The sequence below is a fragment of the Eionea flava genome (assembly GCF_055393785.1).
The window spans coordinates 137,395-161,708 of the sequence record NZ_AP036018.1; the positions used below are offsets into that span (position 1 = coordinate 137,395).

The 24,314-nt window shown below is 43.2% G+C and carries 26 protein-coding genes; 11 read left to right on the forward strand and 15 right to left on the reverse strand.

What is annotated here, in order from left to right:
• Window positions 1-276 precede the first annotated feature (276 nt).
• The 5 genes from ACZ5O6_RS00660 (at window position 277) to ACZ5O6_RS00680 (ending at window position 4,938) form a co-directional block, all read left to right on the forward strand.
• Window positions 277-687, forward strand: coding sequence for a DUF1801 domain-containing protein (locus tag ACZ5O6_RS00660; protein WP_447093011.1), 411 nt, complete (start codon window positions 277-279; stop codon window positions 685-687).
• A gap of 1,266 nt (window positions 688-1,953) precedes the next feature.
• Window positions 1,954-2,361 (forward strand): hypothetical protein, encoded by a 408-nt coding sequence (locus tag ACZ5O6_RS00665; protein WP_447093010.1) that lies wholly within the window; start codon window positions 1,954-1,956, stop codon window positions 2,359-2,361.
• Between the two features lie 1,004 nt (window positions 2,362-3,365).
• Window positions 3,366-3,749, forward strand: coding sequence for a hypothetical protein (locus ACZ5O6_RS00670; protein WP_447093009.1), 384 nt, complete (start codon window positions 3,366-3,368; stop codon window positions 3,747-3,749).
• 97 nt (window positions 3,750-3,846) lie between these two features.
• Window positions 3,847-4,119, forward strand: coding sequence for a hypothetical protein (locus tag ACZ5O6_RS00675; protein ID WP_464283522.1), 273 nt, complete (start codon window positions 3,847-3,849; stop codon window positions 4,117-4,119).
• Between the two features lie 477 nt (window positions 4,120-4,596).
• Window positions 4,597-4,938 carry a hypothetical protein gene (locus ACZ5O6_RS00680; protein ID WP_447092036.1) on the forward strand — a complete coding sequence of 114 codons (342 nt, stop codon included), beginning with the start codon at window positions 4,597-4,599 and terminating at the stop codon, window positions 4,936-4,938.
• A gap of 1,216 nt (window positions 4,939-6,154) precedes the next feature.
• Here ACZ5O6_RS00680 and ACZ5O6_RS00685 read toward each other — a convergent pair.
• The 3 genes from ACZ5O6_RS00685 to ACZ5O6_RS00695 form a co-directional block, all read right to left on the reverse strand.
• Window positions 6,155-7,924: a GGDEF domain-containing protein gene (locus ACZ5O6_RS00685; RefSeq protein ID WP_447092035.1), complete on the reverse strand. Its 1,770-nt coding sequence runs from the start codon at window positions 7,922-7,924 to the stop codon at window positions 6,155-6,157.
• A 167-nt stretch (window positions 7,925-8,091) separates the two neighbouring features.
• Window positions 8,092-8,754 (reverse strand): thiol:disulfide interchange protein DsbA/DsbL, encoded by a 663-nt coding sequence (locus tag ACZ5O6_RS00690; protein WP_447092034.1) that lies wholly within the window; start codon window positions 8,752-8,754, stop codon window positions 8,092-8,094.
• A gap of 206 nt (window positions 8,755-8,960) precedes the next feature.
• On the reverse strand, window positions 8,961-9,623 hold the full coding sequence (locus tag ACZ5O6_RS00695) for a c-type cytochrome (protein WP_447092033.1): 663 nt from the start codon (window positions 9,621-9,623) through the stop codon (window positions 8,961-8,963).
• A gap of 141 nt (window positions 9,624-9,764) precedes the next feature.
• Between ACZ5O6_RS00695 and yihA the strand changes: the two genes are divergently transcribed.
• The gene (gene yihA, locus ACZ5O6_RS00700) at window positions 9,765-10,442 is read left to right on the forward strand and encodes a ribosome biogenesis GTP-binding protein YihA/YsxC (protein ID WP_447092032.1); all 678 of its coding nucleotides are present in this window, start codon (window positions 9,765-9,767) and stop codon (window positions 10,440-10,442) included.
• A gap of 16 nt (window positions 10,443-10,458) precedes the next feature.
• Here the strand turns inward: yihA and hemW are convergent, their stop codons facing one another.
• The 8 genes from hemW to ACZ5O6_RS00740 form a co-directional block, all read right to left on the reverse strand.
• Entirely contained in the window at window positions 10,459-11,655 is a 1,197-nt protein-coding gene (gene hemW / locus ACZ5O6_RS00705; protein WP_447092031.1) for a radical SAM family heme chaperone HemW, read from the reverse strand.
• A complete protein-coding gene (gene rdgB / locus ACZ5O6_RS00710) occupies window positions 11,645-12,295 on the reverse strand; it encodes an RdgB/HAM1 family non-canonical purine NTP pyrophosphatase (protein ID WP_447092030.1) in 651 nt (216 codons plus the stop codon). The genes hemW and rdgB overlap by 11 nt, the downstream gene beginning before the upstream one ends.
• A gap of 54 nt (window positions 12,296-12,349) precedes the next feature.
• A complete protein-coding gene (locus tag ACZ5O6_RS00715) occupies window positions 12,350-12,793 on the reverse strand; it encodes a DUF4426 domain-containing protein (RefSeq protein WP_447092029.1) in 444 nt (147 codons plus the stop codon).
• 24 nt (window positions 12,794-12,817) lie between these two features.
• Window positions 12,818-13,423: a methionine biosynthesis protein MetW gene (metW, locus tag ACZ5O6_RS00720; protein ID WP_447092028.1), complete on the reverse strand. Its 606-nt coding sequence runs from the start codon at window positions 13,421-13,423 to the stop codon at window positions 12,818-12,820.
• A complete protein-coding gene (gene metX, locus ACZ5O6_RS00725; protein ID WP_447092027.1) occupies window positions 13,414-14,589 on the reverse strand; it encodes a homoserine O-succinyltransferase MetX in 1,176 nt (391 codons plus the stop codon). Before metX ends, metW begins: the two co-directional genes overlap by 10 nt.
• Window positions 14,590-14,767: 178 nt before the next feature.
• Window positions 14,768-15,307: a YggT family protein gene (locus ACZ5O6_RS00730; protein ID WP_447092026.1), complete on the reverse strand. Its 540-nt coding sequence runs from the start codon at window positions 15,305-15,307 to the stop codon at window positions 14,768-14,770.
• A gap of 133 nt (window positions 15,308-15,440) precedes the next feature.
• On the reverse strand, window positions 15,441-16,262 hold the full coding sequence (gene proC, locus ACZ5O6_RS00735; protein ID WP_447092025.1) for a pyrroline-5-carboxylate reductase: 822 nt from the start codon (window positions 16,260-16,262) through the stop codon (window positions 15,441-15,443).
• A gap of 61 nt (window positions 16,263-16,323) precedes the next feature.
• The gene (locus ACZ5O6_RS00740) at window positions 16,324-17,004 is read right to left on the reverse strand and encodes a YggS family pyridoxal phosphate-dependent enzyme (RefSeq protein WP_447092024.1); all 681 of its coding nucleotides are present in this window, start codon (window positions 17,002-17,004) and stop codon (window positions 16,324-16,326) included.
• A gap of 191 nt (window positions 17,005-17,195) precedes the next feature.
• On the opposite strand from ACZ5O6_RS00740, the gene ACZ5O6_RS00745 reads away from it, so the two are divergent.
• Together ACZ5O6_RS00745 and ACZ5O6_RS00750 are read left to right on the forward strand one after the other, a co-directional pair.
• Window positions 17,196-18,233: a type IV pilus twitching motility protein PilT gene (locus ACZ5O6_RS00745; RefSeq protein ID WP_447092023.1), complete on the forward strand. Its 1,038-nt coding sequence runs from the start codon at window positions 17,196-17,198 to the stop codon at window positions 18,231-18,233.
• A 69-nt stretch (window positions 18,234-18,302) separates the two neighbouring features.
• Complete coding sequence (locus tag ACZ5O6_RS00750) at window positions 18,303-19,415, forward strand: PilT/PilU family type 4a pilus ATPase (protein WP_447092022.1); 1,113 nt, start codon at window positions 18,303-18,305, stop codon at window positions 19,413-19,415.
• A 10-nt stretch (window positions 19,416-19,425) separates the two neighbouring features.
• Here ACZ5O6_RS00750 and ruvX read toward each other — a convergent pair whose 3' ends face one another.
• The 4 genes from ruvX to gshB all read right to left on the reverse strand — a co-directional run bounded on the left by ruvX (window position 19,426) and on the right by gshB (window position 22,529).
• A complete protein-coding gene (gene ruvX / locus ACZ5O6_RS00755; protein ID WP_447092021.1) occupies window positions 19,426-19,845 on the reverse strand; it encodes a Holliday junction resolvase RuvX in 420 nt (139 codons plus the stop codon).
• A gap of 4 nt (window positions 19,846-19,849) precedes the next feature.
• Complete coding sequence (locus ACZ5O6_RS00760; RefSeq protein WP_447092020.1) at window positions 19,850-20,419, reverse strand: YqgE/AlgH family protein; 570 nt, start codon at window positions 20,417-20,419, stop codon at window positions 19,850-19,852.
• 247 nt (window positions 20,420-20,666) lie between these two features.
• Entirely contained in the window at window positions 20,667-21,575 is a 909-nt protein-coding gene (locus tag ACZ5O6_RS00765; protein WP_447092019.1) for an energy transducer TonB, read from the reverse strand.
• A 3-nt stretch (window positions 21,576-21,578) separates the two neighbouring features.
• Complete coding sequence (gshB, locus tag ACZ5O6_RS00770) at window positions 21,579-22,529, reverse strand: glutathione synthase (protein WP_447092018.1); 951 nt, start codon at window positions 22,527-22,529, stop codon at window positions 21,579-21,581.
• Between the two features lie 257 nt (window positions 22,530-22,786).
• On the opposite strand from gshB, the gene pilG reads away from it, so the two are divergent.
• The 3 genes from pilG (at window position 22,787) to ACZ5O6_RS00785 (ending at window position 24,302) form a co-directional block, all read left to right on the forward strand.
• The gene (gene pilG, locus ACZ5O6_RS00775; RefSeq protein ID WP_447092017.1) at window positions 22,787-23,167 is read left to right on the forward strand and encodes a twitching motility response regulator PilG; all 381 of its coding nucleotides are present in this window, start codon (window positions 22,787-22,789) and stop codon (window positions 23,165-23,167) included.
• 111 nt (window positions 23,168-23,278) lie between these two features.
• The gene (locus ACZ5O6_RS00780; protein ID WP_447092016.1) at window positions 23,279-23,644 is read left to right on the forward strand and encodes a response regulator; all 366 of its coding nucleotides are present in this window, start codon (window positions 23,279-23,281) and stop codon (window positions 23,642-23,644) included.
• 109 nt (window positions 23,645-23,753) lie between these two features.
• Entirely contained in the window at window positions 23,754-24,302 is a 549-nt protein-coding gene (locus ACZ5O6_RS00785) for a chemotaxis protein CheW (protein WP_447092015.1), read from the forward strand.
• Window positions 24,303-24,314: the final 12 nt, after the last annotated feature.

Genomic DNA, 24,314 nt, shown 5'->3' on the forward strand with positions numbered 1-24,314 from the left:
AATGTAGTAAGTTTCGTCGTTATCATGTTCGTGGTTGTGTGCAGTTAGTTACAATAGCTTGTGGTTTGTTTATCGCAAAACAAAGGTAGTATGTTCAGTATCGCCAAATACGGTTTTTTGGTTTGGCTTTACAAATAATAATCGCTGGCTGCGTTTGCACTTCGCAAGTCAGTTTAAAATTAATGTCGTCCGTAGTCGCATAACAAGGCGCTGTAATCGCAGCAAAGCTGCTAGGACGCTCGCAAGCTCGCGCCTTTAAGCGCGGCGTTATGTGTAATGGATAAAACAATGGATTCTGGCGTTAAGAAAAAATTCGAATCATACCCTGATTATGTTCGCCCAAAATTAAATTTCTTACGTCAGTTAATTTTGGATGAAGCTGCCAAGGATAAGTCTATAGGTATTCTTGAAGAAACATTAAAGTGGGGAGAGCCTTCATATTTAACTACAGTAAGCAAAAGCGGCACCACATTAAGAATTGATTGGAAATCTAAAGCCCCTAATGAATATGCAATTTATGTAAATTGTAAAACGACATTAATTGACACATTTAGGTCTCTTTTCCCAGAGTTAACTTATGAAGGTAATAGAGCTATCGTTTTCAATATAGACCAAACAATTCCAGAAAATGAAGTTCGGCTTTGTATTAATATGGCGCTTAAGTACCACTTAAATAAAAACATATAACAAGTTGCTCAAGTTTACTCCGGCCACAAAAAAGCATGGCCTCCGTGGGACACACTACGCGTTGCTTCGTGTGCCCCTTAGCAAGGCGTTATGCGTCTAGGTGATTCTTTGTTATTTTTGCGAGCATCGTACCAATGTTAGGGTAGGCAATATTTGGCTCATCCCAAGTAACTCTGTTCGTGCCTTCGCTCTTCGTGCCATAATTAGCAAAGTATTAATTTCGGCTTTATTCTGTTCGTGGTTGAGTGCAGTTAGTCACAAACGTTTGTGTTTAGTTATCGCAAAATAAAGGTGCAATATTCGGCATCGTCAAATGCGGTTCTTGGTTTGGCTTTACTATTATTAATCACTGGCTTCGTTTGCACTTCGCAAGTCAGCATAAAATTAATGTCATCCGTAGCTCGCATAACAAGGCGCTGTAATCGCAGCAAAGCTGCTAGGACGCTCGCAAGCTCGCGCCTTTAAGCGGGGCGTTATGCGTCTAAGTGATTTTTTATTGTTCTACTAAGCATCTTACCAATGTTAGGGTAGGCAATATTTAAGTTCTCCCAGTTGGGCTTGTTCGTGCCTTCGCTCTTCGTGCTATTAGTCACAATGTAGTACGTTTCGTCATTGTCATGTTCGTGGTTGTGTGCAGTTAGTTACAATAATCAGGTTTTGGTTATCGCAAAAAAAGGTATTATATTCGGTATCGCCAAATACGGCTTTTTGGTTTGGCTTTACCATTATTAATCACTGGCTTCGTTTGCACTACGCAAGTCAGTATAAAATTAACGTCGTCCGTAGCTCGCATAACAAGGCGCTGTAATCGCAGCAAAGCTGCTAGGACGCTCGCAAGCTCGCGCCTTTAAGCGCGGCGTTATGCGTCTAAGTGATTTTTTGTAATTTAAATAAGCATCGTACCAATGTTGGGGTAGGCAATATTTAAGTTTTCCCAGTTGGGCTTGTTCGTGCCTTCGCTCTTCGTGCTATTAGTTACAATGTAGTAAGTTTCGTCATTGTCATGTTCGTGGTTGTGTGCAGTTAGTTACAATAATCAGGTTTTGGTTATCGCAAAACAAAGGTAGTATATTCTGTATCGTCAAATACGGTTTTCTGGTTTGGCTTTACCAATAATAATCGCTGGCTTCGTTTGCACTTCGCAAGTCAGTATAAAATTCACGTCGTCCGTAGTCGCATAACAAGGCGCTGTAATCGCAGCAAGGCTGCTAGGACGCTCGCAAGCTCGCGCCTTTAAGCGCGGCGTTATATTAAAGAATAATTATTATGAATGGATTAAATATACCTAGATCTTTTTGGCATTCAGTTAGCTTGTGTTTGGTATCGTCAATAGTTGTTTTACTTTTGATAGCCTACCGATCTTCATCAGTATCAATTGAAATCTCTAGTGCTAAAGTTCATCTTTCTTCTGCCGTACAGGAAGCAAAGGTAATAAGCGGTCAATTAGAAAAAGAGCGTGATAGTTTAATAAAAGCAAATGATTCGCTTAAAGAAATGATTATAACTAAAAATATAGAAATCTCTTCAATGTCAAACCTTTCATGTGAAGAAATTGAAAGCAAGATGTGTATGCCGTCGCATGATTTTTTTAACGAAAGTAGTATTGATTTTAGCAGGTTAAAAGAAGCAATTAATGAGGCCAATATCAGTGTTGGTAATATACGTGTGCAATAATATAACAAGCGGCTCAATCCGACCTCCACTGCGTTGCTCGTTTTGTGCTTTTCCGCTACGCTAGCACAAAACAATCAACTCCGTTCCGGCGGCTTAGCCGAGCGTTATATGTATATGGAGATATTTTGAAGATTAACTCTTTATTTTATGGACTTGTATCTGCTATTGGGATATTTTTTATATTCAAAAGTATGTCGTTATGGTTTCTATTTAGCTATCCGGCTACACCTAAAACTGTGGATGAGCTTGAAGCATTTAAAAATACTCTTTTAATTGTTAGGGCTATAAAATTTATAGGTGTAATGCTAGCCTGTTATTGTGCAATTGGGTTTGCTAATCGTATTAGCATTAAACGGTGGCACTATAGTATTTTCGCACTATTCATAGCTACACCTATTGTTTTGTTAGCGACTTTTCCAGAACTAGATAGTTTTAGTAGGTTTCGTATGCACACTTCACTTTTAATTTATTATAGTTGTGCAGCATTTGTAGGGCTATTTTTTGGGTATAGGTTTAATAAACTTAATGGCATATAACAAAGCCATTAAATACGTTCCGGCCCAAAAAGCGTGGCCTCCACCGGACTGCCTACGCGTTGCTTCGGCATCCGTTTATGGCGGCGTTATGCGTCTAGGTGATTTTTTGTTATTTTTGCGAGCATCATACCAATGTTAGGGTAGGCATTATTTGGTTCGTCCAAGTAACTCTGTTCGTGCCTTCGTTCTTCGTGCTATTAGCAGTAAAGTAGTAGTTTCGGTTTTATCCCGTTCGTGGTCGGGTGCAGTTAGTCACAACAGTTTGTATTTAATTATCGCAAAACAAAGGTATTACATTCGGTATCGCCACATACGTTTTTTGTTTTGGCTTTACCGCTACTAATCACTGGCTTCGTTTGCACTTCGCAAGTCAGTTTAAAATTAATGTCGTCCGTAGTCGCATAACAAGGCGTTCAAAACGGACTGCAAAAACGCAGCCGTTTAACGCGGCGTTAGGTTTCTCGATAGATGAGCAAATATGATGAAGCTAAAACTATTGCCATATCAGGTTTAGAAAAAGCACTGTTGGCTCATGAAGCTGGCAAATGGCTGGATGTAGAAGATAATTTAGATAAATATGAGGTTGCAATACCACGTAATGAAATACCTTCTAACTCATTACTTTATTTAACATTGGAGTTTTGGTCTGCTTGGGCAGATTCAGCTAATCATGAGCATTGGGGGTTTTATCCTCCTATGGATAAAAACGATTACCCTCGGTTAGCTAAAGTTATACTGAGTAACCTTCGCTCAAATACAGAAATTACAGATGAAGAAATTATTAAAAATTTTTGTGTGTATCCAAGCGAATCTATATTTTCAAAGCTTAAAAATGTATTTAAAAAAACCTAACAAAAATATTAAAATTCGCCCTGCGGGCTGGACGCTCCTTGCGTCGCGCCTTTTATGTGGGCGTTATGTTTCTAGATAAGTAAATTTGAGAGCGCGAATGAAGTTTAGAACAGTTGGTATATTCTCAAATGAAACGGATGAAGAGTTAATTCTCTGTCTTGAAATGACATGTGAAGAAATACATATGTTACCCGGACATGAAGTTGAACTTTTAGCTGAAGATAATGATGATCATTTCCCAATGAATATTTTATATCATAAGGGTAGCATACAAATTTATCCTCGCTTAGGCTCGCCAGAGTGGAAGTTCATATTTAATGGTAAAGAATATGAAGCCGAGCATCCGAGCAAATTAAGTGAGTTAAAATAAATATACAAAACATAACAAGCGGTTAAAGTACGCTCCCTTTGGTCGCCGGATGCAGCAAAGCTGCACCGCTTAACCGGGCGTTATAAGGCTAATTGATTTTTTATTTTTTGTAAGCATCGTACCAATGTAAAGGCTGTCACTATTCAGTTTTTACCAAGTCCATAAGTATATGTGCGTTCGTTCTTCGTGCTATTAGTGGTAACGGTGTGGTTTCAGTATTATCATGTTCGTCGTTGTGTGCCGCTAGTAACAATTGTTTGGCATCAGCATCGCACAGCATAAGAATAAAGTTAGGTATCGCCACATACGGTTTTCTTGTTGGCTATATCAATAATAACCAGTGGCTACGCAACGTGTTTTAAATCAATATCAACCGTAGCCTTTATAACAAGCGGTTAAAGTATGCTCCCTTTGGTCGCCGGACTGCGAAAAGCGCAGCCGCTTAACCGAGCGTTAGGCGTCAGAAAGTTAAAAAGTATGAGTGAATTAGACCCAAAGCAACACATAGATTTTTACAAGCATATAAGCGTTCTTAGTTTAGCTACTTTTGCTGGTTGCGTTACTTTAATAGGGGTTCTTAATAATTACCAATGGCTTCTTCTTTTGGCCTGTTATTGCTCACTAGCGTCAACCTTTCATAGCTTGTATACAATAAAAACTATAATATCTGAAGGGCGTATTCCTTACTCTAAAAAAGGCCCTATTACTAAAACACTTGGCCTTTATGCTCCGTATAAATTCTTATTGTTTTCGTTAGCTATTATTGCAATCATTATGTGGTTATCTAGTATGGAAGCAGCTAAAAGTATTGGCGCCTAACAAGGCCATCAATCTGACGGCTTTTCCGTTGCTCGTTTTTGTGCTTGAATAGCACAACACTCACAACTACAAAGCCGCAGCTTATGGCGGCGTTATGCGTCTAGGTGATTCTTTGTTATTTTTGCGAGCATCGTATCAATGTTAAGGTAGGCAATAGTTAGGTTTTCCCAAGTTGGCTTTTTCGTGCCTTCGCTCTTCGTGCTATTAGCGGCAAAGCAGTAATTTTAGTTTTATCCCGTTCGTGGTTGCGTGCAGTTAGTTGTAATAATCAGGTTTTGGTTATCGCAAAACAAAGGTAGTATATTCAGTATCGCCACATACGGTTTTTTGTTTTGGCTTTACCGCTATTAATCACTGGCTTCGTTTGCACTTCGCAAGTCAGTATAAAATTAACGTCGTCCGTAGCTCGCATAACAAGTATATAAAGTGCGCACGCAAAAGGCGCGTGCCGGACGGCTATCGCCGCCGCTTATATGGGCGTTATGCGTCTAGGTAAATTTTTGTTATTTTGGCGAGCATCGTACCAATGTTAGGGTAGGCAATATTTGGCTCATACCAAGTAACTCTGCTTGTGCCTTTGTTCTTCGTGCTATTAGTCACAATGTAGTAGTTTCGTCGTTGTCATGTTCGTGGTTGTGTGCAGTTAGTTGCAATATTTTGTAGTTTATTTATCGCAAAACAAAGGTAATATATTCGTTATCGTCAAATACGGTTTTTTAGTTTGGCTCTATGGTTTTTCCCTATAGTAGTTGCTAAATCTATTTTAAAGTCAGAGATAGATCGGACTATTGAACCACAAAATAAGCAAAGCATATTTGCTGTCTTAGTAGCATCACTTGGTTTGTATGTATCCTTGTATGCAATTGTGGATGCAGCTTATTATTTTATACTATGGCAATTCGCTGTTTCAGCAGACAACTATGGAAATGTTAGCAACCTATTTAATGAAGACACAAAGGCAAACATGTGGGCTACAGGTGTAGAATTGATATTGGGTCTTACGCTTATACTTAAGTGTAAGACTATAGCTCAAAAACTATTTAGCATTGCACGCTAATGCCTTGTAACAAGCGGTTAAAGTATGCTCCCTTTGGTCGTCGGACTGCGAAATATGGATATTACAGTTCATCTGTTTTTATAAAATGTATCACGTGCAGCATTTAAATTTGGCATTTTGAATTGAGGTTACACAAGTGATGGATAATACGGGTATGTTTTAACATGAACCAATAATGCATCGATTTCTTCCTTGCTCTTTCGCTTGATATAGTGCCTTATCTGCACGTTCGAACACTTCTTCAGCGGTATCTCCTTCTCTAAATTCTGCAATACCTATAGAGACGGTGACGGTAAACTTAGTTTCTTCTCCCTCTTTTTTACTGCGCATATGGGTTTTTGCGAGCCTTTCACGTGTGCGGTTAAGCATGCTTAATGCGTCTTCGGCGCTAGTTTCCGGTAGCAATAAGACGAACTCTTCTCCTCCAAATCGAGCCATAAAATCGACTTCTCGCAGGCGATTTTCGACAGATGTTGATACGGCTTTTAGTACTTTATCACCCATTTGGTGGCCATATTGATCGTTGACCTTTTTGAAGTAATCGATATCTAAAACGGCCAGCGATAATGGGTGCTGGTAGCGTTGCCAGCGCAGCATTTCATTGTGTACCCGCTCTCCATAGGCCTCTCTATTGGGAAGGCCGGTTAAGGTATCGGTTACAGCACGTATTTTCTCGGCCTCTAATTGCTGACGGGTCGCTGCATCTTGCTGTTCCATTTTATGCACTCGTTCAACTAAGGCCGAGAGTTGTGAAGTAAGTGACTCTTGCCCATTGTTCTGTGCAGCTTGTGATTTTTCTAAGGCTCCTTGAATGGTGTGTACTTGGCTTTCGACAGCCATTTTTAATCGGTCTATATCATTGTGTTCGTTAAGCGCGTCACTGATGGTGCGCATACCGTTGCCAACACTATCTTGTAATGCGGTATTGGCGATGCGTTGCTGCTCTTCTTCTTTGATGGCAATGCCCAAGCTATGGGTGATGTGACTGAGCTCTTCGTAGACGTGATTGAGGTAGGTGCGGTAGTTATTGTCCGCGCCGATGGAGGACTGGATAACGAAGTCGCGGATGTCTTCTAATGTGGGTGCGAGTTCATACCAGCTTAGTCCTCGATTAATACTTTGTTTTATCTTAACAGCTTTTTGCTCGACGCAGTCGACCACAGGGAAGTGATCCAGTAATTCAATGAGAATTATCGTGACACGGTCTGAGATAGTAGAAAAATTGCCTGTTTGGTTGGTGTCTGTGAGTTGTTCAGGTGTTGCGCGCTCACGATATTTTGTTTCTAGTATTTCTCCTTCAATATCACTGGGTGATGTTTCTGGTTGAACGTGAGTCGCAGGTTGTTCGCGGTGACCACTCTCATCGACCTCTTCCCATTGAGCGGTTGCAGTATCTCCATTATTAGGTGGGTTTTCGGTGCTATCTTTATTGAATAAGCGGCTCATTAGGCCCGTCTTGCTCTGTGTTGAATCGCTTTTTACCTGAGCCTGTAGCTGGCTAAATTCGTCCAATAGCCGTTTTAAAGTAGCGGGTAATAGCTCGCCTTTGGGAATACGCTTTTTATAGGCTTTTATTGCCGATTTTACACTGTTATTTGAGGCGCTAGATTGTAGGTGGTTGGCTATCGAGATCAATTGCTTATTGATGTCTTTCCATTGTAGCTGTCGATTTTTATCGGCATCACTAATGACGCGCTCTAGTGATTTGATCATTCGATCAAAGCCGCCTACATCGTTGTTTTTGAGGCTAGATCGGATTGCCGACAATCGTTTATCAACTTCAGTATCGTGCCCCTCTGCAGCGCTTGATAATGCTAAAACGGTACGGTGAAGTAATGACTGTTGAGCCGCAAGGGTTTTTTCGAGCTGTTCCTGTTGATTAACGGATTGGCGATACTTTTCACGCCAACGATTGTCTTCTGAAGCCACGATAGTCGTCCGATATAGTTGTTTGTCTATTGAGTATAGACCTTAATAAGCGGTCGAGTGACAATGAATTAAATCGTGTAAAGACGGTGTTTTTATGAAGGGGGCTAGAGAGAAAATATCCGCATTCAGCCAGTGTTCGGTTGAATGCGGAGAATGGTATAAGAGGTTTATTGAGCGAGTTCGCGGCGTTCTTTGTCGATCAGGTAGCTAGCAACCTTTAGCATCTCGCCTTGCGAGCCCGTCATACGTCCAGATACGCGGTATTTACCATTGACGACAACTTCTGGCGTGCCGCTAATGCCGTAACTGCGCGCGCGTGAGCTGGCTTGTTGCACCTGTGACTTAATGCCGAATGAATCAAACGTCTTATCAAAGTCTTCTTGCGAAACGCCGTGTTTTTCGAAGAGTTTGAAGATTTGCTTTTTACTGGTTAAGCGCTTTCTTTCTGTATGCATAGCATCAAATATTTCTTTGTGCATTGTGTCTAATAAGCGAAATGCCTTTGCGGTATAGAATATTTGAGCGTGTGTGATCATAGGCTTGCTCCACATGGCTGGAGAATGGTCAGTGGCGACATCGTCGGCTTGCTGGTTTTTCCACGCCTCAAATATAGGGCGGAATTGGTTGCAGTGAGGGCAGCCGTACCAAAAAACTTCAACGACCTCTATTTTGTCGTCTTTACGCATTTTTAGTGGGGTAGCAATACGCTGGTAGTGTGTGCCTTCTACATATTTGCTAGGCGCTTGCGCTTGTGCAGGGGTAACGATAATGGCGATGGCGGCGATAAGTGCGCCGATTACAACTAGTCCAAAAGCGGGAATCGCTCGCATGGTGGTTCTCCTAGGTGGTCAATTGTTAAGGGTTTTGGCGCTTTTTGGTTGTTAGCAGCCTTTATTGAGTTGTTTATGAGGCGTGCAACGTATTGGTTCAGCACATAAAAAAGGTGACCTAAGCCACCTCTTTCACTCGTCATGCTCTTTATACGTCGATTAAACTGAACACATGCTTAATCGCTGAGCATTGCTGTGTATACGCTTTAATTTAAGCCGCTAATATAATTAGCGACAGCATCGATTTCTGCATCACTCATATGCTCTGCTACCGAACGCATGATTTTAGATTCGCCATCATTGGTGCGCTCGCCGCCACGGAAATTACGTAACTGTAGGGCGATGTATTCCGCGTATTGGCCTCCAAGGCGTGGATAGCCTGCTGGCTCGTTACCTAGACCGCGGGGAGAGTGGCAGCCCATGCAAGATGGTACGCCTACTTCAGGATTACCTGCACGGTAGACTCTTTCGCCGAGTTTAAGCGCATCCACTTCAATACCCGAATTCACTTTTACTTTGGCGTCTGTTGCGCCAGAGATTTGTAGTGCTTGCTGATTAAAGTAAGCCGCAAGATCTCTCAGATCTTGATCGCTTTTATTGTCGAGTTGCCCGGCCATTGCTGCGATAGCGCGTGCACCTGATTGAATGTCGCGTAATTGCTTGTAGAGATACTTTTCTCCAAGACCAGCTATTTTAGGAAACGATGGGCTAGGGCTGTTGCCGTCGTTTCCATGACATGCCGCACAGCTACCTGCAATGGCTTCACCGGCTGTTGGATCGCCGGGTGTCGCTGCATCAGCGGCAATAGCAGGTTGAGACATCGAAAATACAATGGCGGCAATACTGAATAGGGAGCGTCTGTTTATCATGTTTTCAATCCGTCTTGTTAATTTCTGTTCGCGTAATCTACGTTCAGAAGGATACAATAGTGCTGAGACTATGAGAAGTTTACCCAGCCAAAGTCTTCAATTATATACTAAGCCGTTATTCCACACCATTTTTGAGGCCATATGTCACGTTCAAATATTTACCAAAGAGCGACATTTTTACAAAGCGCATCCAAATTAAGCCAGTGTCCGTCATCGATAAAGGCGGAGGTTGCCTTTGCTGGCCGCTCTAATGCGGGAAAGTCTAGCGCTATCAATACGCTTACGGCCAACAAAAAGTTAGCGCGTACCAGTAAAACACCGGGGCGTACGCAATTAATTAATTACTTTAGCATAGATGATGAACGCAGCTTGGTCGATTTACCCGGTTACGGGTATGCCAAAGTACCTTTATCAATGAAGCGTGAGTGGCAGAAAAACCTCTCGCAATACCTTCAGCAGCGAAAGACGCTAAAAGGCTTGGTGATTGTTATGGATGTTCGTCACCCGATGCAAGACTTCGATACGATGATGCTTAATTGGGCGGTTGAAGGTGAAATGCCCGTACATATACTGCTGACGAAATCGGATAAGTTAAAAAAAGGGCCTGCCAAAAGCACATTGTTAGCGGTAGAGAAACATATGAAAGAAGCCAAAGTCGATGATTTGGTGAGTGTTCAGCTGTTTTCGGCGCTTAAAGGCCAAGGCATTAAAGAGTTAGTGTCAGTATTGGATCGTTGGTTAGATGATAAACCGGAAGCGCTAGCCGAGCTCGATGAACAAGAGCAAGGTGAGGTGGGTGATGAAGAGGGTCAGCGTTGAGTTAGGCGCTTGTTGATTAATCTTTAGCAATAATGTTGTCAGCTTCACTTTCGAATTCTTCCAACACGCTATTTAAAAATCGTTGGCCCACCGGTGTGGCTTGTAGTCTATTGGCGGTTGTCGTTAATAAGCCTCGCGCTTGTAATGTCTGAATGTGAGCGCCAATGGTATCCAGAGGTAGGCCGGTTCGCTCTGCAAAATAATCGCTAGGCACGCCTTCTTGTAAACGTAAGCCGTTCATCAAAAATTCTAAAGGCCGCTCTTCTAAAGAAACCTCCCACTGTTTGGTCGTGGGATTGTCCGAATGTTGCATGTAGTGATCAGGTAGTCGAGTTTTTTGTCGTCGAATAATCTTTTGGTTTTCTATATCTGTTATCTTGCCATGCGCGCCCGCGCCGACACCTAAGTAGTCACCAAATTGCCAATAGTTGAGGTTGTGCTGTGATTGTCGATTGGGTTGGCTAAACGCAGAGATTTCGTACTGATTAAAGCCTGATTCTCCGAGTAATTTAATGCCTTGCTCTTGAATGTCGGCCAGTATGTCGTCGTGAGGTAATGTCGGTGGTTGTCGATAAAAAGCAGTGTTGGGTTCGATGGTGAGCTGGTACCACGAAATATGTTGTACCTTGTGTTCTATAGCCTGTTGTAAATCATCCATTGCATCATCGGCTGTTTGCTCGGGCAGGCCATGCATAAGATCGATGTTGATGTTATTGAATCCCGCCTGTTGCGCAATATTAACAGCGTTAATGGCTTCTTGCTGATTGTGAATTCTGCCGAGTATGGAGAGGTGCGTCGGATTAAAACTTTGCACACCAATTGACAAGCGATTAACACCCGCCTGATAAAAACCTGAAAACTTTTTTTGTTCGAAAGTGCCTGGGTTGGCTTCTAATGTGATTTCTATATCATCGCTAAAACCAATGGTTTTTTCTGCGTGCTGTAGAATATCTTCAATGCCTGCAGCAGAAAAAATGCTCGGTGTTCCTCCCCCAAAAAATATACTGGTGATTTTTCTGCCTGCAGAGAACCGACTTTCTAGCGTTAAATCACTTTTGAGGACGCGAATATATTTTTTTTCATCAAGCGCATGTTGTTTTTGCGTGGCTTGATGAGAATTAAAATCACAGTAAGGACACTTTTGTACACACCAAGGAATATGAATGTAAAGTGATAATGGGGGCGGTGTGAGCGTCTGAAGTTTAGTGGTCATTAGGGGCATGGCTAGATGCAAATATTCCCTGCTGAGCAAATGCGAGAAGCATGGCGTCTAAGGCTTGTGCGCGATGGCTAATTAAGTTTTTTTTCTCTTTGGTCAATTCTGCCGAAGAACATTGATGATCGGGTAGCCAAAATAATGGATCATAACCAAAGCCGTTTCCCCCATGCTCTTGTTCGGCAATGACTCCCTCCCAACTTGCCTGACAAACAATTGGCGTAGGATCATTGGCATGTCGCATAAACGCTAGGGCGCAAATAAAGCGGGCAGTGCGTTGTTCGGTGGGCACGCCTTGTAACTCATGTAATACTTTTTGGTTGTTGGCGCTGTCATCACCGTGAGTGCCTGCATAGCGTGCAGAGTATATGCCGGGAGCACCCTGTAGATAATCGATCGCTAGGCCAGAGTCGTCAGCGATAGCTGCATGTTGTGTTTTTTGACAGGCATGGCGCGCCTTGATAATCGCATTTTCAATAAAACTTAATCCGGTTTCTTCTGCATCATCAACAGAAAATTGGTTTTGTGAAATGATAGTCAGTGGCTTGTCGGCAAAGAGGCGATGAAACTCACGTAATTTACCCGCGTTATTACTGGCAAGCACAATAGTTTTGTAGGTAGTGTTTTCTGTTGTCATAAATGCATGTTTGTATTAATTGTTTTTGCTGATCGGTTTGGTTTTTTCGATTTTTTAGTCTCGATAGAGCTTTTTTGTCAGGCTAAACGTACTTTCTTTTGATTGATGATCAGGCTGTACGGTGATATCGATATGAATGATTTCTTCATTGTTAAAGCGAATCGGCGCTAGGTAATACGTTGCTGTTGCTTCTTTAATTTCAATAAATTCCAATTCAAAGCGTTGCTGTAATAAGTTGCGATGTATGCCACTGAGTTTTCTCGGTGCTACCCCATAACCGCCAGACTTTTTAACCACTGCAACATTGATATAAGCACGATTTTTGGCGCGAACTAAATTATATTCTTTGGCAATATCCGCTGAAATGAGAGCGCTGTTGAACACATTGTAGTAAATAATGTGGTCATCTAATTCATAAGAAATATTTTTTTGGGCGCTAGCGAATTGGGCAGCAAGCAGCAACGTAATAGCGAATAAAAGTGTTAATGTTTTTTTCATAAAAAATAATCGATAGCGGATGAGTTATTGGGCGCGAGCCTTTTTGGTTAAATGGTAGATAGCGGTTTCACCAAATAAGTTAGGTAACGCTTGCGCAAGCATTTGGCTAGAGCCCACTTCGCTAACGACTGTATTGTTAATAATAGTAATGCCTTTTTCTTTACACAAAATTTCAAAATCTTTGATGGTACAAAAATGAATATTGGGTGTGTTATACCACTCATAAGGCAGTAAATCTGATACTGGCATACGCCCATTAACCATTAAGTGCCAGCGCGCTTTCCAGTGCGCAAAGTTGGGAAAAGTGACAATGCATTCTTTGCCAATGCGTAACATATCATCAAGCACGACATCGGGATGTTGCATGGCTTGTATGGCTTGTGTCATGACAACAACATCATAAGAGTTGTCATCAATATGCTGCAATCCTTTATTTAAATCGTGCTCCACCACGTTGACCCCATTCTTTATACAGGCGGTGATATGTTGTGGATCATTCTCTAGTCCTATTGCGCTGATATTGCTGTTTTTTTGTAACGCCAATAGTAGTTGACCACTGCCACAGGCAAGGTCGAGTACGTGACTGTTTGGCTTGATATAAGACTGGATAGTATTGAGATCTATGCGCATGTTGCCGCCTCTGTTGCCTGACTTTCTAACGTTATATTATTCATATAAGCGCCAAAGACATTGGCGTAGCGTTGGTTTTTAATCAGGAATGCATCGTGACCAAAATCCGACTGTATTTCTGCATAGGTGACTGGCTTTTTGGCATGCATGAGTGCGTCAACTATTTCTTGTGAGCGCTCCGGCGAGAAGCGCCAATCGCTGGTAAATGAAATAACTAAAAATTGGCTTTGCGCATGGCTAAAAGCTTCGATAGCGTCATTGTTGTATTCGCGGGCGAGGTCAAAATAGTCTAGCGCGCGGGTCATTAAAATGTAGGTGTTGGCATCAAAGCTGGTCGAAAAAGCATTGCCTTGATAGCGAAGATAGCTTTCTATTTCGAATTCTAAAGGTTCATCAATCCCTTGTTCAAAAGTTCCGCTGCGTAAGTCTCGGCCGAACTTTTGCTTCATGCCATCACCGGACAAATAAGTAATGTGGCCAATCATGCGAGCAACCGATAACCCTTGAGCGGGTAACGCATGGTTTGCCAAATAGTGCCCGTCGTTAAATTGTGGATCGGCGGTGATGGCCTGACGAGCGGTTTCGTTAAAAGCGATATTTTGTGCGGTGAGTTTTAATGCTGAAGCAATAGTAACGCAATGACGCACCCGCTCAGGATGTTCTAGTGCCCAGCGCATGGCTTGCATGCCGCCCAAGCTCCCGCCGACAACCGCGGCCCATTGGTTGATACCGAGTATATCGGCCAATCGCTTCTGGCTTTCTACCCAGTCTCTAACGCGCAATGTCGGAAAGTCACTGCCCCAGGGTTTGCCTGTTGCTGGGTTAATACTGGTAGGGCCAGTAGAGCCATGACAGCCGCCAAGATTGTTGACAGAAACCACAAAAAAACGACGTGTATCAATCGCTTTGCCGGGTCCAATATAGTTATCCCACCAGCCGGGGCGCTTGTCATCAAGTTTATGTAGTCCGGCGGCATGATGATTTCCAGATAGGGCGTGACAAATAAGCACGGCATTATCTTTTGTCGCGCTGAGCTCACCATAGGTTTCGTAGATCAAATCGTAGGCGTTTAACGTACGGCCGTTGGCTAGCCTTAACGGTTGATCAAAATGTTGTACCGTGGGAGAAACAAGTCCCACGCTATCGGGCGCAGCAGAAGAAGACATAAATTTGAGTAGAGCGATATAGTGTCGATTTAAGTGGATGAAAACGATGAGGGTGTAGTCTACGGGCGCGTCCGGTTGCCTGCAAGCATTGAACGTTTTGTTACGTAGTGGCCGGTACTTTTTGTATGTAGGTGCCGCTGCTATCTTTTAGTGATTTAGAGGCGCGGTGACGTCTGTTTTATGCAATCAGTATTTTAAGTATGTAGATGATCAAAATGGCAATCATCACTGAGAAGTCTAAACCGCCAGATGTGGGTAGGATGCGACGTATTGGCCGTAGTACCGGTTCAGTAATGCTGCTTAGCAGAGCGATTGCTGGGTTATGTCCGTGAGGAGCAATCCAGCTAACGATCACGATGATGATGAAGGAGAATAAGTAAATGTTGAGTATTAAAGAAAGGAGTTCGAAGACAGAAAAAATAAATAAGGGCAGTATAGGAGGTACAGCATTACCTTTAATGGTGATTAGCAGTAGGATACTGGCTATTTGTAGAACAAGTGCCAGCACTAGGCTGGCAAAGTCGATGCCAAAAAATCCGGGTATGATTTTGCGCAATGGCATGAGCAGCGGATTGGTAGCTTTAACAATGAATTGAGATAGAGGATTGTAGAAATCGGCTCGGACGAGCTGCAGCAGAAAACGCACCATGACAATCATGATGTAAATAGATGACGCAAATGTAATGAGAAGCTCGGCGATTTGAACTAATTTATCCATCACTAATACCTAAGAGATCAAGTTAACTATTGATGCGTTTATCATAGCAGAGCAAAGCGGTTTATACCGCTTTGCTTGTATGAAATAAGCTGATTATTCTCGTTTACCGCTCAATATATTGATTGAGGGCGTGTTAGCCAAAGTCTTTTGCCATTTCTACGGAGCGTTCTGCGCAGCGCTGCATGGCTTCCTCGACCATGCCTCTGAAACCGGCTTGCTCATAAGATAAAATGGCCTGCTCGGTTGTTCCGCCTGGTGACATCACGCGTCGGCGTAGCTCGTCAACAGCCACGTCGCTGCTTTTAGCCAACGTTGCTGCGCCCATTGCGGTTTGCAGGGTCAGCTGTGTAGCACTTTCTTTATCGAGCCCCTGTTTGATGCCAGCGTCGATCATGGCTTCCATTAATAAGAAAAAGTACGCCGGAGCGCTGCCTGAAATTGCCGTGACGGTGTCAATCAGTGATTCTTCTTTGACCCAAGTGGCATAACCTACGGCTTGCATTAACTGCATCGCGATGGTTTTTTGTTCGTCATTCGTATATTGATTGGCGTATAAGCCACTCGCGCCCTGGCCGACCAATGAGGGGGTATTGGGCATGCAGCGCACTACAGCGACGTCACAGTCTAGCCATTGTTGAATGTGATCGCAGTTAATACCTGCCGCAATTGACATAATCATTGGGGGTGTTTGGCGTTGAGTGATAACTTCGCGTAGCTCGGTGACCACCTGTTTTAACACTTGTGGTTTGGTGGCAAGCACAATGACATCGCAGGTTTGGCAGGCATCATGATTGTTGGTAGTGGTTTGGATGCCAAATTTATGATGAATGCTGGCCAAGCCATCAGTGTTGGGGTCGCTTGCGGTAATGTCGTTGGGTGAGTAACCCTGTTCAATTAATCCGCCGATAATGCTGCTAGACATATTGCCTGCACCGATAAATGTGAGTGTTGCCATAATATGTTCTCTCAAAATGCGTTTGTGTGTTGCTAAAAAATCATGCGTTATTATTTTGTGATCAACCCCTTGCTCCGAACAATGCGCTGCCAACCCGAATAATAGTAGCTCCTTCGGCGATGGCCGCTTCTATATCCTCTGACATACCCATCGATAGGGTGTCGAGTGGTGTGACGGCAGAGTATGCTTGCTTGGCTTGAGCTAAGCGAGCAAAAGCGGTGCGCTGTTGGTCAATGCTGTCTTTTTTTGCGGGTATTGACATCAAGCCTCGCAATTTTATGCGCGGTAACTCGCAGATGCTTGCAATTAACTCTGGTAATGCATCAAGGCTAACGCCTGCTTTCGTCGTCTCTTGCTCTATATTCACCTGAATACATAGGTTGAGCGGGGGTAAATTGTCGGGGCGTTGTTGGCTGAGGCGTTTGGCAATTTTTAGTCGATCAACGCTATGTACCCAAGCAAAGTTTTCGGCGATGTCACGTGTTTTATTCGATTGTATTGGGCCGATAAAGTGCCATTCTATATCCAGTGTAGAAAGTACCTGTTGTTTATCTCTAGCTTCTTGTAAGTAGTTTTCACCAAACGAACGCTGCCCTAAATGATAGAGTGCTTCTATCATGTCAGCCGGTTTTGTTTTGCTGACAGCTAGCAGCGTAATATCGTCCAATTCGCGCTGATACTGTATTGCCGCATCGGCCATACGTTGTTTAATCGTGAGGAGTTGCTGGTTCAAGTTGGTCATAAATTGCCAGTGCTGCTTAGAGTGTGGGTAAAGCCTGTTGTCGACAGTATTCTAGTCGCAATATAGACTAGTATATTACAAGGCGTGCGCGTGAGGTGTACTCTTGGGCTTTAATACTTAATGGGCGTGAGTTTTTTTATTCACGCTATGCTATGTTTGTTTTCTGGTTTTGGTAAAAAATAAGAGGCACCATGGATATCACCGAATTATTAGCGTTTAGCGCTAAACAAAATGCATCTGACTTACATATTTCTGCGGGCTTGCCTCCGATGATACGCGTAGATGGCGATATTCGGCGGATTAACTTACCGTCAATGGATCATCAGCAGGTGCATGGTCTGATCTACGATATTATGAATGACAATCAGCGTAAGGATTTTGAGAAAGATTATGAAACTGATTTTTCGTTTGAAATTCCAGGCGTTTCCCGTTTTCGTGTGAATGCATTTAATCATAATCGAGGCGCTGGCGCGGTGTTTAGAACAATCCCTTCTAAGGTGTTGTCGTTAGATGAATTAGGAATGGGATCAGTGTTTGAGGGTATAGCAACGGTTCCCCGAGGCTTAGTGTTGGTGACTGGGCCCACGGGTTCAGGTAAGTCAACAACGCTTGCTGCAATGATTGATCATGTGAATCAGCAGCGGTATGACCATATTCTGACTATTGAGGATCCCATTGAATTTGTCCATGAAAGTAAAAAATGCTTAGTGAACCAGAGGGAGGTTCATCGGGATACTCATAGCTTTACCGATGCTTTACGCTCTGCCCTTCGAGAAGATCCTGATATTATCTTAGTCGGTGAAATGCGTGATTTAGAGACTATTCGACTAGCGTTAACTGCTGCTGAGACAGGTCACTTGGTGATGGGAACCTTGCATACCACGTCCGCAGCTAAGACGATTGACCGTATTGTAGATGTATTTCCCGCGGATGAGAAAGCGATGGTACGTTCTATGTTAGCGGGTTCTTTAGAAGCGGTTATTTCGCAAGCATTGCTGAAGCGTAAAGGTGGTGGGCGTATAGCTGCTCATGAAATTATGCGGGGCACCTCGGCGATTCGTAACTTGATTCGAGAAGATAAGGTTGCTCAAATGTATTCGGCTATTCAAACGGGATCGAATGTGGGTATGCAAACAATGGATCAGTCGTTGTTGAATTTGGTTGAGAAAGGCATTGTTGATAGAAATGAAGCAAAGAAAAAAGCTGTTAACCCAGAAATAATTCCTTAGTGATATTTATAAGATTAACCTGCAATATGCGAAATTCACCCCTCGTTTGAAAGACATAGGTAGTGCCCGATGGATATTCATAAATTATTGACTGCAATGGCTGATAGATCGGCATCTGACTTGTTTATTACGGCTGATTTACCTCCGTCTGTCAAAATTCATGGCGAGCTTTTGGCGTTATCTTCAGCGCCTGTCTCGGCGGAAGCCGCAGCAAAAATTGTACTGAGTATTATGACTGAATCTCAGCGACAGGAATTTAAAAAGAAGAAAGAGCTTAACTTTGCTATTCACCTTAAAGGAGTAGGGCGCTTTCGTTGCAGTGCATTTTTTCAGCGTAATTTGATGGGTGCGGTGATTCGACGAATTGAATCTAAAATCCCTGATATGGATCATCTTGGCTTGCCGTCTTCGCTTAAAGATATGGTGATGTCAAAGCGTGGTTTATTAATCTTTGTAGGTGCAACCGGCAGCGGTAAGTCTACATCACTAGCGGCCATGATAGGTCATCGTAATAAGCATGCCAAAGGACATATCGTATCAATCGAAGATCCTATCGAATTTGTTCACGAGCATCAATCGTCGATTGTTACTCAGCGAGAAGTAGGCATTGATACTGAGTCATTTGAGATTGCACTGCAAAACACACTGCGCCAGTCGCCAGATGTGATTATGATTGGTGAAGTGCGCAGTCGCGAAACGATGGGGCACGCCATTTCTTTTGCAGAAACAGGACACCTTTGTTTGTGTACGTTGCATGCCAATAATGCCAATCAAGCACTTGATCGTATTTTGCATTTTTTTCCTGCAGATCGTCGTGAGCAACTGTTGATGGACTTATCGCTTAACCTTATTGGTATTGTTGCCCAGCAGTTAGTGCCATCTGTTGATGGAGATAGTCGTCGAGCATGTATAGAGTTATTACTTAATACACCGTTAACGGCCGATCTTATTCGTAAAGGTGAAATTGATAAGTTGAAAGATGTGATGCGTAAATCGACCGAACTGGGTATGCAAACATTCGACCATGCACTGTATGCATTGTATCTTGACGCGCGAATCAGTTATGAGAATGCTCTTGCTTATGCAGATTCGAAAAATGATTTGAGATTGTTGATTAAATTGCAATCGCAATCTAACCCTCGCGCATTGGATTATGCGGCTGATGATTTAGAGTTAGAGTAGCTTTTAATGCTTAGCTTGAGGGTGTGGCAAACCAACTTTCTAAAATAAGACGGGCGGCAATAGAGTCGATAGGGTTTTGTTTGTAATTGCCTTTATGTCCTCGTAATTTGGCTTCTTGTTTTGCATCAAAGGTGGATAATCTTTCGTCCATATACGCAATCGTTACACCAAATCTTCCGTGTAAACGGCGACCAAATTTTTTTACTCTTGTACATAGTTCGCTTTCACTGTCATCCATGTTGAGCGGTAATCCAATGATGATGATCGAGGGTTTCCATTCAGTTAGCAAGTTAGCGATATCCTCCCAATGAGGTACGCCGTCCCGTGCATTAATGGGAGGCAACTCCTGGCCTTGTCCAGTTAAGGATTGCCCGTAAGCAACGCCTATATTGGAAATGCCATAATCAAATGCGATAGCAGTAGTTGTCATTATTTTATGCGTGCCCAGCTTGTGAGGAAAGCAAATGCAGGTCAATGCCCAATTGTTGAGCGGATGATTCCCAACGTTTTTCAATTGGCGTATGAAATATAATTTCTTTATTGGCGGGTACCGTTAACCAACTGTTGTCAGCAATTTCTTTCTCGAGTTGATTTGTGCTCCATCCTGCGTAACCTAGAGCAATCAGTGCGTCTTTGGGGCCATTGTTGTTGGCGATATCTTCTAAAATATCTTTTGAGCCCGTAATAGATATGTCTGCTGACACAGACATTGTTGATGCCCAGTGACGGTCTGCAGAGTGTAGGACGAACCCGCGCTCTTTTTTGACCGGGCCACCGAGTAATAGCGGGAAATCGTTTTGTATATTCGCGCCTAGCTTGAGTTGGCTAAATAGCTCGCCGTGAGAAATGGATGCCGGCTGATTGATCACGATACCCATTGCTCCGCCTTCATTATGCTCGCAGATGTAAGTGACAGTTTTTGCAAAACGATTATCGGCCAGTGTGGGCATGGCGATTAAAAAGTGATTTTTTAGTGAATGGCTATGCATGGTAACTCGAAGCATTGTGTTAAGACCTTTACACGAAAGCCATTTTGCTCTCATTCGGCGTTTACCTTAACCAAATGGTAACGGAAAAGCGTGCTCAAGCGGTCATTTATGATGCATAAAATCTTTCATTTGGTGCGTTTTTCCCTTGCCTGAAAACAAATTGTCTTCCGTGTTAAAGATTTTATGTCGTTTATTTAATAAACGATTGTATCCGAGAGCAGTCGACGAATCTATGTTTATATAAAGCTATGCCTAATCATAGTTATTGAGAGGTATAAAGCCCGCTAATGTCAAAATGCCATGTGCGGATGATCACCAAGTGTTCGTAATCTTGTCTTATTTCGGTGGGGAAGGCTTGAAATGGAGCTGACTGTCTAACGATTTGTTGCGCGCTATCATCGAAGAGTTTATATCCTGAAGATTGCTTCAAGTTTATTTCGTATAAAGTGCCGTCATGCCTGATCACCACTTCCATTCGGAGCTTCCCGGTGAGTTTTTTGTTGAGTGCTTCTTGAGGAAAGTTTTTATTACCAAAGGCCTCAATTTTTTGCGTCCATGCGTTGAGGTACTCGGCTTCTTTACTGGCGAGAGTGGATACCGATGTTAGGACCCGTTCTCTGGGCTTGTTGGCCAGTGTTTGTCGTTGTACAGCCAGTTTTGCTCGCAGGCTCGCTATTTGAGTATTTAAAGCCTTGATGTTGATAGCGTCATTGCCAGTAGTTGCTTGCTGCTTGATGGCGACTGCTGGACTGTTGTGGAGTGTAGATTCGGCTTGCTTGGTAGTGATAATGGGGTTGTTACTTGGCTTGTTGTCCGTAAGTTTGCGTTTTTCTGTAATCAAGGTGTCGTTAATTCTGTCGCTTTCAAAGGGTGGGGGGATAACATCGGTCGTTATTTCTTTGGCATCGCTTTCGCTGCCGCTACCAAGTTGGTTTGCTTGCGCCATAAAATCAGCTTGATCAGGTTTCTTGTCCGTACTGTGAGTGGCTAGTGTGACAGTGACGCTGGGTGCGCTTTGGCTTGGTTTACTGAGTTCAAAACCGATGCCAAAAATAATAAGCCCATGAATGGCGATCGCTAAAAAAAAAGTAAAGCTCAATCTATCCCCGCTAGATGTGGAGGGGATAGATTCACTCTGGTAGTGATGGTTTTTTGTTGCGGGTATGGGCATGATCTACGGCTGATTTAATCGTTTTTCGATGGCGGCCATTAGGCGTGCGCCAATATCGGTTTGGTGTGCGCGATCAATTTCTTGTGCGCAGGTAGGGCTGGTAACGTTGATTTCGGTCAAATAATCACCAATAACATCGAGGCCGACAAACAATAACCCTTTTTCCCTTAGCGTAGGAGCGACTTGATCGACAATCCAGCGGTCTCGTTCGGATAGTGGCTGCGTATGTCCAGTGCCTCCAGCGGCTAAGTTACCGCGCGTTTCACCTTCAGCGGGGACGCGTGCGAGGCAATAGGGAACGGCTTCGCCATCTATCACCAAAATACGCTTGTCGCCATTGCGAATGTCCGGAATAAATTTTTGTGCCATCACCATTTCGTTGCGACTTGTCAGCGTTTCTAAGATAACGCCAATGTTGGGGTCGTTAGATTGGCAGCGAAAAATACCGCTGCCGCCCATGCCATCGAGTGGTTTGAAAATCACATCTTGATGTTGTTGGTGAAATTGGCGCAAATGCTCGGCGTCTTGACTAACAGTTAACGGTGGGCAGCATTCGGGGAATTGGGTGGCAAATAACTTTTCATTGCAATCCCTTAAGCTTCTTGGGTCGTTAACGACCAGTGCGCCTTGTTGTTGTGCGGCTTCAAGTAAGAATGTTGTCTGTAAAAATGGAATGTCAAAAGGTGGGTCGGTACGCATAAGTAATACGTCAATATCCCCTAATGTATAAACCGATTCCTCGCCTAATGTATGCCAATGAGAATTGTCATCGAAGACAGAAAGTGTTCGACCATAGCCTTTTGCAATATTGTGATCAAAAAATAGGTTTTTTTGCTCAAAATAGACTAAATTCCAGTCTTTTTTGATAGCCGCCAACAGTAGCAATAAGGTAGTGTCCTTGTATGGATTGATGTGTGTAATGGGATCCATTATCACACCGAGTTGTATCGACATAATGATCTCACTCAGCGAGTTACAGGTTGTGTTATATTGATTGCGGAGTCTACAGCAGATTTCTATTTTTATCAGTGCCAAGAGCGACATACACTATTCTGTTCATGGAAAATGTGCATTTCATCTACTCTCGTATAGATATGTCGATGCTTCTGTGTTAAAAATGAATGCCAGCGTCCTAGGCTTCATATTATAGGTTGCTCAAAGTTGACGATTGTAAATAGCAGAGAAGTCATTTTACAGAGGATTATAGTTGTATGAGTGTAGCGTTAGATAACCTAAAGGTTATGGTTATAGATGACAGCAAAACGATACGGCGAACGGCGGAAACTCTGCTGTCTAAAGCGGGTTGTGAAGTGATAACAGCAACAGATGGCTTTGATGCATTAGCTAAAATTGCTGATACCCGCCCTAGTATTATCTTTGTCGATATTATGATGCCGCGTTTAGATGGTTACCAAACGTGTGCACTTATTAAAAATAATAGTGAATTCAAATCGACCCCAGTGATCATGTTGTCGAGTAAAGACGGCTTGTTTGATAAGGCTAAAGGCCGAATTGTTGGGTCTGATCAATATCTCACCAAGCCATTTAGCAAAACAGAGCTCCTAGGTGCCATTGAGGCCTACGCAAAGTAGAAGTGCTAGAAGGCAGATTTTGTGTTGAGTGAATGGGGCGATAGCTTAGAGTTTTGTCCCTGTTAACATTTAGATAAATTAAGTTGTGGAATTAAGAAGTAAGAGGATTGTATGTTGCGTGTATTAATTATTGATGACTCTCCAACCGAGGTTTATAAGCTAACCACTATTCTTGAAAAAAATGGTTATGCGGTTGAAGTGGCCGATACGGGTGAAAAAGGCTTAGATATGGCAAAAACGAATCCGCCAGATCTTATTTTGATGGATGTGGTAATGCCTGGCCTTAATGGTTTTCAGGCAACGCGGCAGCTCAACCGTGCCCCGCAAACTGCAGACGTTCCCGTTGTTATTGTTTCTACTAAAGATCAGGCAACCGATAAAATATGGGGTATGCGACAGGGTGCAAGTGCGTACTTAGTTAAGCCAATCGTTGAGGCTGACTTGCTAGCTTCGATTAAAGAGGCGCTATCAAAATAAGGGCGCGTACGCCCAACGTATGTTGTTTGTGATGCGTCTCTGTATCACAAAGCGCAGCAGAGATAAGCACATTGAGTGACTATAATAATTATATCTGTGGTATTTCGTCATGACCGAATCATCATCAGCCTTTGAGGTGTTGCAGTCTTTGGCTGCAAAAAGCATGGGCGCCGCTCAGCAATTGCCAGCACAGTCGGATGTTGTTGAGCAGTGGCGAGGCGTTGGTTTTTCATTGTTGGGTTTCGATTTTGTTGTGCCAATGGAGCAGTTGGTCGAAATGCTGGAAGTGCCTACTTACACCCGTCTGCCGGGTGTTAAACCATGGGTTAAGGGTGTGGCTAATATACGCGGTCGCCTACTTCCTTTGTTTGATCTCGCTGCTTTTTTTTCCGGAACCTTGACCGGCAACAAAAAACAACAACGTTTGCTGGTGCTTGATAAGCAGAATGTGTATGCAGGGTTGTGGGTGGATGCTGTACACGGTATGCAATATTTTCCAGCGCACATGCGCTCAGCGGTTTTGCCTTCTCACTTGCCGGATAAAATAACCCAGTTTACGGATGGCTGTTTTGACGTCGATGGTCGTCAATGGATGGTGTTTCATCCACTGGCGTTGACCCAAGAGCCTAGCTTCTTGGATGTTGCGGTTGCTAATTAATTATCGCCGATA

Coding starts and splice junctions, on each gene's coding strand:
- ACZ5O6_RS00680 (WP_447092036.1), top strand. CDS start 4,597: ATGAGTGAATTAGACCCAAAGCAACACATAGATTTTTACAAGCATATA.
- pilG (WP_447092017.1), top strand. CDS start 22,787: ATGAGTGTAGCGTTAGATAACCTAAAGGTTATGGTTATAGATGACAGC.
- hemW (WP_447092031.1), bottom strand. CDS start 11,655: ATGACCACTAAACTTCAGACGCTCACACCGCCCCCATTATCACTTTAC.
- ACZ5O6_RS00660 (WP_447093011.1), top strand. CDS start 277: ATGGATAAAACAATGGATTCTGGCGTTAAGAAAAAATTCGAATCATAC.
- ACZ5O6_RS00750 (WP_447092022.1), top strand. CDS start 18,303: ATGGATATTCATAAATTATTGACTGCAATGGCTGATAGATCGGCATCT.
- ACZ5O6_RS00765 (WP_447092019.1), bottom strand. CDS start 21,575: ATGCCCATACCCGCAACAAAAAACCATCACTACCAGAGTGAATCTATC.
- ACZ5O6_RS00665 (WP_447093010.1), top strand. CDS start 1,954: ATGAATGGATTAAATATACCTAGATCTTTTTGGCATTCAGTTAGCTTG.
- ACZ5O6_RS00745 (WP_447092023.1), top strand. CDS start 17,196: ATGGATATCACCGAATTATTAGCGTTTAGCGCTAAACAAAATGCATCT.
- ACZ5O6_RS00740 (WP_447092024.1), bottom strand. CDS start 17,004: ATGACCAACTTGAACCAGCAACTCCTCACGATTAAACAACGTATGGCC.
- gshB (WP_447092018.1), bottom strand. CDS start 22,529: ATGTCGATACAACTCGGTGTGATAATGGATCCCATTACACACATCAAT.
- ACZ5O6_RS00695 (WP_447092033.1), bottom strand. CDS start 9,623: ATGATAAACAGACGCTCCCTATTCAGTATTGCCGCCATTGTATTTTCG.
- ACZ5O6_RS00785 (WP_447092015.1), top strand. CDS start 23,754: ATGACCGAATCATCATCAGCCTTTGAGGTGTTGCAGTCTTTGGCTGCA.
- ACZ5O6_RS00780 (WP_447092016.1), top strand. CDS start 23,279: ATGTTGCGTGTATTAATTATTGATGACTCTCCAACCGAGGTTTATAAG.
- ACZ5O6_RS00675 (WP_464283522.1), top strand. CDS start 3,847: ATGAAGTTTAGAACAGTTGGTATATTCTCAAATGAAACGGATGAAGAG.
- ACZ5O6_RS00690 (WP_447092034.1), bottom strand. CDS start 8,754: ATGCGAGCGATTCCCGCTTTTGGACTAGTTGTAATCGGCGCACTTATC.
- ACZ5O6_RS00730 (WP_447092026.1), bottom strand. CDS start 15,307: ATGGATAAATTAGTTCAAATCGCCGAGCTTCTCATTACATTTGCGTCA.
- yihA (WP_447092032.1), top strand. CDS start 9,765: ATGTCACGTTCAAATATTTACCAAAGAGCGACATTTTTACAAAGCGCA.
- ACZ5O6_RS00670 (WP_447093009.1), top strand. CDS start 3,366: ATGAGCAAATATGATGAAGCTAAAACTATTGCCATATCAGGTTTAGAA.
- rdgB (WP_447092030.1), bottom strand. CDS start 12,295: ATGACAACAGAAAACACTACCTACAAAACTATTGTGCTTGCCAGTAAT.
- ACZ5O6_RS00715 (WP_447092029.1), bottom strand. CDS start 12,793: ATGAAAAAAACATTAACACTTTTATTCGCTATTACGTTGCTGCTTGCT.
- ruvX (WP_447092021.1), bottom strand. CDS start 19,845: ATGACAACTACTGCTATCGCATTTGATTATGGCATTTCCAATATAGGC.
- metX (WP_447092027.1), bottom strand. CDS start 14,589: ATGTCTTCTTCTGCTGCGCCCGATAGCGTGGGACTTGTTTCTCCCACG.
- metW (WP_447092028.1), bottom strand. CDS start 13,423: ATGCGCATAGATCTCAATACTATCCAGTCTTATATCAAGCCAAACAGT.
- proC (WP_447092025.1), bottom strand. CDS start 16,262: ATGGCAACACTCACATTTATCGGTGCAGGCAATATGTCTAGCAGCATT.
- ACZ5O6_RS00760 (WP_447092020.1), bottom strand. CDS start 20,419: ATGCTTCGAGTTACCATGCATAGCCATTCACTAAAAAATCACTTTTTA.